Source organism: Pseudomonas fuscovaginae SE-1 (assembly GCF_000364705.1).
Lineage (GTDB): Bacteria > Pseudomonadota > Gammaproteobacteria > Pseudomonadales > Pseudomonadaceae > Aquipseudomonas > Aquipseudomonas fuscovaginae_A.
The window spans coordinates 53,030-63,517 of record NZ_AQOH01000202.1 but is presented as its reverse complement, the minus strand read 5'-3'; the positions used below and the strand labels follow the sequence as shown (position 1 = coordinate 63,517).

Below are 10,488 nucleotides of genomic sequence, written 5' to 3'. Positions count from 1 at the left end.
CCCCGCCGATATTGCCCGGATGACTGGTATTGACCAGGACGATACGAATATTTTGCAGCACGGCGCGGCGCTCTCGGACAAGGCAAAGGGGAGCAAATCTTACAGAAGCACTGGGGTTTGCGCCACGAAACCGAATGTCGTCCTTCACCGACAAGACTTTTCTGTTAGAATGTTCGGCTTTCTTTAACACTCTAGGTGAAATGTCCATGCAGCCCATGCTGAATATCGCGCTGCGCGCCGCCCGCGCCGCCAGTGAACTGATCTTCCGCTCCATCGAGCGCCTGGATAGCATCAAGGTCGACGAAAAAGACGCCAAGGACTACGTGTCCGAGGTCGATCGCGCCGCCGAGCAGAAGATCATCGACGCACTGCGCAAGGCGTATCCGACCCACGCCATCCGCGGCGAAGAAACCGGCTTCCACGCCGGCAGCGGCGAAGGCGAAGACTACCTGTGGATCATCGACCCACTCGATGGCACCACCAACTTCCTGCGTGGCATTCCACACTTTTCGGTCAGCATTGCCTGCAAATACCGCGGCCGCCTGGAGCACGCCGTGGTCCTGGACCCGGTTCGCCAGGAAGAATTCACCGCCAGCCGTGGCCGTGGCGCCCAACTGAACGGCCGCCGCCTGCGCGTCAGCCCACGCACCAGCCTCGACGGCGCCCTGCTGGGCACCGGCTTCCCGTTCCGTGACGACCAGATGGACAACCTGGACAACTACCTGGGCATGTTCCGCGCCCTGGTCGGCCAGACCGCCGGCATCCGCCGCGCCGGCTCCGCCGCCCTGGACCTGGCCTACGTGGCCGCCGGCCGTTTCGATGCGTTCTGGGAATCGGGCCTGTCCGAGTGGGACATGGCTGCAGGCGCGCTGCTGATCCAGGAAGCAGGCGGCCTGGTGAGCGATTTCACCGGCGGTCACGACTTCCTCGAGAAAGGCCACATCGTTGCCGGTAACACCAAGTGCTTCAAGGCTGTACTGACAGCCATCCAGCCGCACCTGCCGGCTTCGCTGAAACGCTAAGACGCCCGAACGAAAAAAGCACCCCGAGGGGTGCTTTTTTTGTGCCTGCGATTACTGGCCCGGCTGCGCTGGCGCCTGACTCAGGATCAGGCGACCCTCCTTGTCCACCGGGATCTGGTTGCCCGGATCACGATCCATGCGCACCCGACCCTCCTTGCCGTCGAGCTGGTAACGTACGTCATAGCCGACGATCTTGTCACTGATGTCGTTGACCGTGTTGCAACGGGTCTGGGTCGTGGTATAGGTGTCACGCTCCTGCATGCCCTCCTGCACCTTGTTCCCCGCATAACCGCCACCCACGGCGCCGACCACGGTCGCCAGGGTCTTGCCACGACCATTCCCCACCAGACTGCCGAGCAGACCGCCGCCGACCGCACCGATCGCGGTACCGGCCAGACGATGCTCGTCCTGCACCGGTTTCTGCCGGGTCACGGCAACATCCTTACAGACTTCGCGTGGCGTCTTCACTTGGGTTTTCACCGGTTCGACCGCCAACACTTGCGCATACTCAGGGCCGCTCTTCACCATGCTGTAGGTCGCAACAGCACCTCCGGCGGTGACACCGACAGCACCCAGCACCGCTCCCACCAGCAACGACTTGTTCACGTGAACCTCCTGACCATACAAGCGGAACCTTTCCGCATCTCTCCTAGCCTTGGATCATGAAAAAAGGCGCGAGTTCAATACTCGCGCCTTTCAAAGTGACAGCCGGTGGAAGGACGGACATCAAGGACGGTCGTCGATTTCCTTCTGGGTGCTGGCCGGAGGAATCAGATCCTCGCTGCTCAGGTTCAGCCAGATAAGCACCACGTTGGCGATGTAGATCGACGAGTAGGTACCCGCCAGAACACCGACGAACAGCGCCACGGAAAAGCCGTGCAGGTTGTCGCCACCGAAGAACAGCAGCGCCGCGATCGCCAGCAGGGTGGAGATCGAGGTCGCCATGGTCCGCAGCAGGGTCTGGGTGGTCGAGATGTTGATGTTCTCGATCAGGCTGGCCTTGCGCAGCACCCGGAAGTTCTCGCGAACCCGGTCGAAGACCACGATGGTGTCGTTGAGCGAGTAGCCAATGATCGCCAGTACCGCTGCCAGCACCGTCAGGTCGAAGGTGATCTGGAAGAACGAGAGGATACCCACGGTCACCACCACGTCGTGCACCAGCGAGACGATGGCGCCGACCGCGAACTTCCACTGGAAGCGGAAAGCCAGGTAAATCAGGATGCCGCCCAGCGCCATCAGCATGCCGAGGCCGCCCTGGTCGCGCAGCTCCTCACCGACCTGCGGGCCGACGAACTCGACGCGCTTGACCTGCGCCGGGTTGTCGCCGCCGACCTTCTGCAACGCATCCGCCACCTGGTGGCCCAGTTGCGGGTCTTCACCCGGCATGCGCACCAGCAGGTCGGTCGTGGCGCCGAAGCTCTGCACGATCGCCTCGTGATAGCCGGCCTCGCCCAACTGCGCACGAACCTTGGTCACGTCCGCCGGACGCTCGTAGGTCAGCTCGATCAGCGTACCGCCGGTAAAGTCCAGACCGTAGTTCAGGCCCTTGTGGAACCAGCTGAACAAGGCCACGACAGTGAGGAGCACAGTGACGCCGAACGCAACGTTGCGGACGCCCATGAAGTTGATAGTACGTAACATGGCAGCCCCTTAAATCCACAACTTCTTGAAGTCACGACCGCCGAAGATCAGGTTGACCATCGCGCGGGTCACCATGATGGCCGTGAACATCGAGGTAAAGATCCCGAGGGACATGGTTACCGCGAAGCCCTTGACCGGACCGGTCCCCATGGCGAACAGGATGCCACCCACCAGCAGGCTGGTCAGGTTGGCGTCGACGATCGCCGTGTAGGCCCGATTGAAACCTTCGTTGATCGCCCGCTGGATGCTCATGCCCGCCGCGATCTCTTCACGGATCCGCGAGAAGATCAGCACGTTGGCGTCGACCGCCATGCCCATGGTCAGCACGATACCGGCAATACCCGGCAGGGTCAGCGTCGCGCCCAGCAGGGACATCAGCGCCAGCAGCACGACCATGTTGAAGGCCAGGGCCACGGTGGCGATGATGCCGAAGAAGCGGTAGATGGCGATGATGAACAGCGAGACGAACAGCATGCCCCACAACGACGCATCGATACCCTTGGTGATGTTGTCGGCACCCAGGCTCGGGCCGATGGTACGCTCTTCGGCGAAGTACATCGGCGCGGCCAGACCACCGGCACGCAGCAGCAGGGCCAGTTCGGACGACTCGCCCTGGCCGTTCAGGCCAGTGATACGGAACTGCGAACCCAGCGGCGACTGGATGGTCGCCAGGCTGATGATCTTCTTGTCTTCCTTGAAGCTCTGTACCGCGACTTCCTTCTCGACGCCGTCGACCACCTGCTTGCTGTAGGTGGTGACCGGACGCTGCTCGATGAAGATCACCGCCATCTGGCGACCGACGTTGGTGCGCGTGGCGCGGCTCATCAACTCGCCACCATGGCTGTCCAGGTGAATGTTCACTTCCGGACTGCCGTGCTCGCCGAAACCGGCCTTGGCATCGGTCACCTGGTCACCGGTGATGATCAGGCCACGCTCGATCAGCGCGGGCGGACGCTTGCCCTCACGGAACTCGAATTCTTCGGAGGTCGCCTTCGACGCACCCGGCTCGGCGGCCAGGCGGAACTCGAGGCTGGCGGTCTTGCCGAGGATCCGCTTGGCTTCCGCGGTGTCCTGCACGCCCGGCAGCTCGACCACGATGCGGTTGGCACCCTGACGCTGTACCAGCGGCTCGGCCACACCCAGCTCGTTGACGCGATTACGGACCGTGGTCAGGTTCTGCTTGATGGAGTATTCGCGAATTTCCGCCAGCTTGGCCGGGGTCATCGCCAGACGCAGTACCGGCTGGCCATTCAGGTCGGCCGGAACAATGTCGAAATCGTTGAAACCCTTGCGAATCAGGGCACGGGCCTGCTCGCGGGCATCGTTGTCGGCAAAGCCCAGCTGGATGGCGCCATTGAGCTGCGGCAGGCTGCGGTAACGGACACGCTCCTTGCGCAACAGGCTCTTGACGTCGCCTTCATAGACTTTCAGACGGGCATCGACAGCCTTGTCCATGTCCACCTCCAGCAGGAAGTGCACACCACCGGACAGGTCAAGACCCAGCTTCATCGGGTGCGCGCCGAGGTTGCGCAGCCACTGTGGGGTGGTCTGGGCCAGGTTGAGGGCCACCACGTAATCGTCGCCGAGCGCCTTGCGCACGACATCCTTGGCCGGCAGTTGGTCTTCCTGCTTGCTCAGGCGCAGCAGACCGTCCTTGCCGTTGGCGGCCAGGGTAGCGGCCTTGACGTTGATCCCGGCATCGGTGAGCGCCTTGCTCGCACGATCCAGGTCGGCCTGGTTGACCTGCAGCGCCGTGCTGGCACCACTGACCTGGATGGCCGGATCGTCAGGATAGAGATTGGGAGCGGAATAAATAAAACCGATCGCCAATACCACCACGATCAGTACGTATTTCCACAGAGGGTATTTGTTCAGCATCACGCCGCCCGCTTATGACGCGGGGCGCCTTGCGCGCCCCGTCGATTGTTGAATATTGAAACTCAGATCGCTTTCAGTGTGCCTTTAGGCAGAGTGGCCGCGACGGCACCCTTCTGGAACTTCATTTCGACGGTATCGGAAATCTCCAGCACCACGAACTCATCGGTCACCTTGACGATCTTGCCGGCGATACCACCGGTGGTCACCACTTCGTCACCCTTGGCCAGGTTGCTCAGCAGGTTCTTCTGCTCCTTCGCACGCTTGGCCTGTGGGCGCCAGATCATCAGGTAGAAGATGACCAGGAAGCCGACCAGGAAGATCCACTCGAAGCCGCCCGCAGGGCCGGCCGCAGCAGCAGGGGCCGCGCCGTCGGCGAACGCGTTAGAGATGAAAAAGCTCATTTAACACTCCAGTTACGAGAATACGATTCTGAAAAGTCAGTCCAAGGGCGGCACGGGAAGCCCGCGCTTGGCATAGAAGGCATCGACAAAGGCGGCCAATGTACCCTGTTGAATAGCCTCGCGCAAACCAGCCATCAGGCGCTGGTAATGCCGCAAGTTGTGGATGGTATTCAACATACTCCCGAGCATTTCGCCGCACTTGTCCAAATGATGCAGATAAGCGCGGGAGAAGTTCTGGCAGGTGTAGCAATCGCAGGTCGGATCCAGCGGCGAATCATCATGGCGATGGAACGCATTGCGGATCTTCAGCACACCGGTGTCGACGAACAGATGCCCATTGCGGGCATTACGGGTTGGCATCACGCAATCGAACATGTCCACCCCGCGGCGCACACCCTCCACCAGATCTTCCGGCTTGCCAACGCCCATAAGGTAACGAGGTTTGTCAGCCGGCATGCGCCCTGGCAGGTAGTCCAGCACCTTGATCATCTCGTGCTTGGGCTCGCCCACCGACAGGCCGCCAATGGCCAGGCCGTCGAAGCCGATTTTCTCCAGGCCCTCGAGGGAACGCATGCGCAGGTTCTCGTGCATGCCGCCCTGGACGATCCCGAACAGCGCCGCCGTATTGTCGCCATGGGCGTTCTTCGAACGCTGGGCCCAGCGCAACGACAGCTCCATCGACACCCGCGCGACGTCCTCATCGGCCGGATACGGCGTGCATTCGTCGAAGATCATCACGATGTCCGAGCCCAGGTCGCGCTGCACCTGCATCGACTCTTCCGGGCCCATGAACACCTTGGCGCCGTCGACCGGCGAAGCGAAGGTCACGCCCTCCTCCTTGATTTTGCGCATGGCGCCCAGGCTGAAGACCTGGAAACCACCCGAGTCGGTGAGGATCGGGCCTTTCCACTGCATGAAGTCGTGCAGGTCGCCGTGCTCCTTGATCACCTCGGTACCTGGGCGCAGCCACAGGTGGAAGGTGTTGCCGAGGATGATCTCGGCGCCGGTGGCGACGATGTCCCGTGGCAGCATGCCCTTGACCGTGCCGTAGGTGCCCACCGGCATGAAGGCCGGGGTCTCGACGGTGCCGCGCGGGAACGTCAGGCGACCGCGACGGGCCTTGCCATCGGTGGCCAGCAACTCGAACGACATACGACAGGTACGACTCATGCTTGATCCTCGGGTGCCGATGCCTGGGGTCCGGTCGGCGCGGGGTTGCGGGTGATGAACATGGCATCACCGTAACTGAAGAAGCGGTAACCGTTGTCCACGGCGGCCTGGTAGGCGGCCATGGTCTCGGGATAACCGGCGAAGGCCGAAACCAGCATCAGCAGCGTGGATTCGGGCAAGTGGAAGTTGGTGACCAGGGCGTCGACCACATGGAACGGCCGACCCGGGTAGATGAAGATGTCGGTATCGCCGCTGAACGGCTTGAGCACGCCATCGCGGGCGGCGCTTTCCAGCGAACGTACGCTGGTGGTACCCACGGCGATCACCCGGCCACCACGGGCGCGGCAGGCGACCACGGCATCCACCACGTCCTGGCCGACTTCCAGCCATTCGCTGTGCATGTGGTGGTCCTCGATGCGCTCCACGCGCACCGGCTGGAAGGTCCCGGCCCCGACGTGCAGGGTGACGAACGCGGTCTCGACGCCCTTGGCGGCAATCGCCTCCAGCAGCGGCTGGTCGAAATGCAGGCCGGCGGTCGGTGCGGCGACGGCGCCCAGGCGCTCGGCGTAGACCGTCTGGTAGCGCTCGCGGTCGGCGCCCTCGTCAGGACGGTCTATATAAGGAGGCAACGGCATGTGGCCGACACGCTCCAGCAGCGGCAGCACCTCCTCGGCGAAGCCCAGTTCGAACAGCGCGTCATGCCGGGCCAGCATCTCGGCCTCGCCACCGCCGTCGATCAGGATCTTCGAGCCGGCCTTGGGCGACTTGCTGGAGCGCACGTGGGCCAGCACGCGATGACTGTCGAGCACCCGCTCCACGAGGATTTCCAGCTTGCCGCCGGAAGCCTTCTGGCCGAACAGCCGGGCCGGGATGACCCGGGTGTTGTTGAACACCATCAGGTCGCCCGGGCGCAGATACTCGAGCAGATCGGTGAATTGACGATGCGCCAGGGCCCCGCTGGGCCCATCGAGGGTCAGCAGGCGGCTGTGGCGACGCTCGGCCAGCGGATGGCGAGCGATCAGGGAATCGGGGAGTTCGAAAGTAAAGTCAGCGACGCGCATGATGGGAGGTTCGTCCAGCAGGGCCGGAAAGTTTAGCGGAATTCGTCAAAATTGACCATGAAAGGCAATTGACCAACGGTAGGCGCCTCTCTATACTTCGCCGCCATTGAGCCCTGATGGCGGAATTGGTAGACGCGGCGGATTCAAAATCCGTTTTCGAAAGGAGTGGGAGTTCGAGTCTCCCTCGGGGCACCAAGATTGAAAAAGACCTTGATTATCAAGGTCTTTTTTTTCGTCTGCTGGAAAGTGACCACCAGCGGCCGCAGCGCTCGGCGGAGGAAAACGCCTCATGGAATCGCAACTGGAAACCGTCGCCCTTTTTGCCCTCAAACTGGCCCACGAACGTGACGGCGGGAGCCCGCTTTTGCGCGATGACGTGGTGATGGGCGAGTACCAGAAGGATGTGTTCGAGCTGTTGCTGCGCCAGGGCGATGTCGAGGCGATCCGGGGCAAGCTCAATGCCTGCGTGGCCGTCGCGATGGACGCCGTGGGCGGGACGGACAAGCCCCTGGGGCGTGAACTGCGGCGACTGGCCGATGACTGCAATCAGGTACGGACCACCGCAGACCTGACGGCACCGCTTGATCTGCTAAAGAACTACCTGAAAGACATCCAGTGACGAGCCGCACGCGCCCTGTAGGAGCAGAGCTTGCTCCGGGCGGCGTTCCGACGAAGAACGATAACGCGGCGGGCCTGCCGAAACCCGCCGCCCAATCGCTATTTTTGCTGAACGGCGCAGGCCTACGCCTCACGCAACATCCCCTGCGTAAGGTCATCGATCACCGCCTTCCCCATCTCCCCCAGATAATGCGCCGCCCAGGCATATCGCTCGCCATCCTTCGCATCCAATGCCGCATCGAGGGACAACGCCTTGGCACACTGCAGCAACAGGGAAGCATGTTCCATGGCTTCCAATATCGGCACATCGGCATTGACGCGGAACAGCTCGCGGCCTTGGGAGCCGCAGGTGGAAAAGGTGACGGCACCGAGGGTTTTGATGAGGGGTGATGGGTTCATTGGGCACCTCCGGCGAATGCCTGGGTGCTGAGGGGTAAAATCTGAAACGTCGACTTACAAGAAACGCTCATGCGCTTGGCTCCCGCGGAATACTGAATCTCAAGGGCACCAACCATCGTGCTGAAAGGTGGCGCAATATTCCTATTTGCAGGTTTCCAGGCCTGATCGTTGGATTTTCAACGACATTCCGAGAATAGCGGGATACGCACAGTGCCTCAAAAAGCGTTTGAAGCGAGATATTTCAAGGTAATGCATCGCCACCTGCGCAGTGCCCCTTCCCCCCGACATCCCCGGGCCAGTTGGCCGGGATTGCCGCCGAACACGGGAAGATCGAGATACCGACGGTCCAACAGGCATTGATCACCCTGCAAGAGAAGAAGCTGGTCTGGAAGGCTTCTCGCGGCGTATACGCCGTGGATGAGTCGGCCATCACCGACATTCTACAAGAGGCGAATCTACTGGAAGGACTCAACTGAAAGGACGTTTCATTAAACCCGCCCCGGCCGAAACCAGGGCGGGCCACTTCAATAACCCTTACCGCTGGTCATCGAAGTGATCCCGTAGAAACTCATACAGGCGATAAGCCCGAAATGCGTTCACTACGAGGCTCCAGGTACGTCGCAGGATCTTTGACATACTGTGGCCCTCCAAAGCGGGCCAAACCTCCAGCGTACTTACCGGAACACGCACGCCTTCGGGTCCACGCGAGGACTCGGTGAGGCGGCCGGGCTGATGGCCCCCTGAATGAATCCGGCACGGGTTACTAAGCCGTGTCAGGGGGGCCTGAATGCGCGCGCGGGCCTGGCCGCCTCAGCAATGTTTTTCGCGCGAGAGCACCGACATCGTACCCGAGCATCAACCGTCAGATGTTTCTATCAGTTGCTTTTTTGTACAACTTTCAATCAAAACATTTCAGCCCCATCCCTCGACCTAAGGGCGTTGCATAGTCTCATCAGACTGGTTAGGATTGGGCCGTCCACGCGAGGACTCTGTGAAGTGAGCAAATCGACCCTACGGCCGGATTTGCAAAAAAAACCGCCCTACTAAGGCGGTTTTTTTTCGCCTCGTGTCCAGGCCGCAGCCATGAGCATGGCCCGTCGTACATATCGGCACCCTTCCCGGCGCTCCGACGCCCAGACTGGACCCGATAATAGCGCTTCAGTAGCATGCCCCCTCTTCAAGTCCGCCAGCCAGGGATGCTCAATGCCGGTTCTATCCTCCACCCCTTCACGCCTGTTGACCACCGCGACCCTGCTGCTATCAGCCCTGCTGGGCGGCTGCAGCGTCAACGGCACCTACCCGGATGCCACGGAGCCAGACGCCGCCAAGCTGCGTTTTGTCGCCAACACCTCGAACGCCACCCTCGACTATTTCGACGCCGAACACTGCGACGGGCAGACGACCGGGATGCTCAACAACATGCTGATGGGCGACACCAAGCGGCGCGCCGACATGCTCAGCACGCCGCCCAAGGACGCCCGGGGCTACCTGGAAATCAAGCTCAAGCCCGGACACGAGACCCTGTTGCGGGTCAACACCCACGAGGGTTATTCGGTCTGTGGCAACGGCATCAACTTCAAACCCGAAGCCAATGCCGAGTACGAGCTGACCTTCGACTCCGGCAAGGGCCAGTGCCGCACCCGCCTGCAACGGGTCCGGATCATCGACGGCAAGGAACGGCGCACGCCTGTGCTGCACCTGGGCAAGGGCCTGCCCGCCTGCGCCGGACGCAATCCGCTGTTCCCCAAGCAGCCGGTGGCCCTGCCGGACACGCCACATCGCCTGGAACTGATGAACCGGATCATCGACAGCAGCCTGATCCCGAGCATGCTGCCTTCCCCGGAAGATGCCAGCAAGACGCCGCTGGCGATGGCAAAGGTCGACAACCTGATCGCCGAGCGCAAGGCCAAGCTGGGTTTCACCCTGCCGGACGACTACTGGGCCCTGTATCGCCAGAACCTGCAAGCCTTCGACGCCGAGTCGGCACAACGCAAGGCGCTGACCTTGCAGCGCTACAAGGATGAGTACCTGTCGCGCCTGCGCCCGTTGAAGGATACCGAACTGGAAGACTGGGCCAAGCCGGAAGACAAATCGGCAAAGCCGGGCAACAAGGCGGCGTTCGAGCAGTACAAGTCGATGACGCTTTACTACTTCGAAGCCGGCAAGCAGGTGACGCTGGAGATCATAGAACATCACCTGGAACGCATGGCGCAGATGGACCAGCGTTACGGGGTGTGCGAGCGCTACAGCGAATGCTGGAGAAGCTTCTGACGAGACACGTCACGGCCCACCCGGACG

General features: G+C 61.7%; 10 protein-coding genes, 1 tRNA gene and 1 pseudogene. 4 read left to right on the top strand and 8 right to left on the bottom strand.

Going from position 1 to position 10,488, the window contains the following annotated elements:
* Nucleotides 1–208 (bottom strand): annotated as a pseudogene (locus tag K675_RS33685) (hypothetical protein); the annotation flags it as partial.
* On the opposite strand from K675_RS33685, the gene suhB reads away from it, so the two are divergent.
* Nucleotides 207–1,022, top strand: coding sequence for an inositol-phosphate phosphatase (suhB, locus tag K675_RS0118170; RefSeq protein ID WP_017904912.1), 816 nt, complete (start codon nt 207–209; stop codon nt 1,020–1,022). The pseudogene K675_RS33685 and the gene suhB sit on opposite strands and share 2 nt — an antisense overlap.
* A gap of 51 nt (nt 1,023–1,073) precedes the next feature.
* On the opposite strand, the gene K675_RS0118165 is transcribed toward suhB, so the two are convergent.
* The 6 genes from K675_RS0118165 to queA all read right to left on the bottom strand — a co-directional run bounded on the left by K675_RS0118165 (nt 1,074) and on the right by queA (nt 7,173).
* Complete coding sequence (locus tag K675_RS0118165) at nt 1,074–1,628, bottom strand: glycine zipper 2TM domain-containing protein (protein WP_017904911.1); 555 nt, start codon at nt 1,626–1,628, stop codon at nt 1,074–1,076.
* A gap of 120 nt (nt 1,629–1,748) precedes the next feature.
* Nucleotides 1,749–2,663: a protein translocase subunit SecF gene (gene secF / locus K675_RS0118160; RefSeq protein WP_017904910.1), complete on the bottom strand. Its 915-nt coding sequence runs from the start codon at nt 2,661–2,663 to the stop codon at nt 1,749–1,751.
* A 9-nt stretch (nt 2,664–2,672) separates the two neighbouring features.
* Nucleotides 2,673–4,541, bottom strand: a complete 1,869-nt coding sequence (secD, locus tag K675_RS0118155; RefSeq protein ID WP_017904909.1) for a protein translocase subunit SecD — start codon at nt 4,539–4,541, stop codon at nt 2,673–2,675.
* Nucleotides 4,542–4,603: 62 nt separating this feature from the next.
* Nucleotides 4,604–4,942, bottom strand: coding sequence for a preprotein translocase subunit YajC (gene yajC / locus K675_RS0118150; protein ID WP_017904908.1), 339 nt, complete (start codon nt 4,940–4,942; stop codon nt 4,604–4,606).
* Nucleotides 4,943–4,978: 36 nt separating this feature from the next.
* Nucleotides 4,979–6,094, bottom strand: coding sequence for a tRNA guanosine(34) transglycosylase Tgt (gene tgt, locus K675_RS0118145; RefSeq protein ID WP_017904907.1), 1,116 nt, complete (start codon nt 6,092–6,094; stop codon nt 4,979–4,981).
* Nucleotides 6,095–6,108: 14 nt separating this feature from the next.
* Entirely contained in the window at nt 6,109–7,173 is a 1,065-nt protein-coding gene (queA, locus tag K675_RS0118140) for a tRNA preQ1(34) S-adenosylmethionine ribosyltransferase-isomerase QueA (protein WP_017904906.1), read from the bottom strand.
* Between the two features lie 110 nt (nt 7,174–7,283).
* On the opposite strand from queA, the gene K675_RS0118135 reads away from it, so the two are divergent.
* Nucleotides 7,284–7,368, top strand: a tRNA-Leu gene (locus K675_RS0118135).
* Nucleotides 7,369–7,462: 94 nt separating this feature from the next.
* Nucleotides 7,463–7,792: a hypothetical protein gene (locus tag K675_RS0118130; protein ID WP_017904905.1), complete on the top strand. Its 330-nt coding sequence runs from the start codon at nt 7,463–7,465 to the stop codon at nt 7,790–7,792.
* Nucleotides 7,793–7,914: 122 nt separating this feature from the next.
* Here the strand turns inward: K675_RS0118130 and K675_RS0118125 are convergent, their stop codons facing one another.
* Nucleotides 7,915–8,190, bottom strand: coding sequence for a DUF3077 domain-containing protein (locus tag K675_RS0118125; RefSeq protein WP_017904904.1), 276 nt, complete (start codon nt 8,188–8,190; stop codon nt 7,915–7,917).
* A gap of 1,203 nt (nt 8,191–9,393) precedes the next feature.
* Here K675_RS0118125 and K675_RS0118115 point away from each other — a divergent pair.
* On the top strand, nt 9,394–10,461 hold the full coding sequence (locus K675_RS0118115; protein ID WP_017904902.1) for a hypothetical protein: 1,068 nt from the start codon (nt 9,394–9,396) through the stop codon (nt 10,459–10,461).
* The last annotated feature ends 27 nt before the right edge of the window (nt 10,462–10,488 follow it).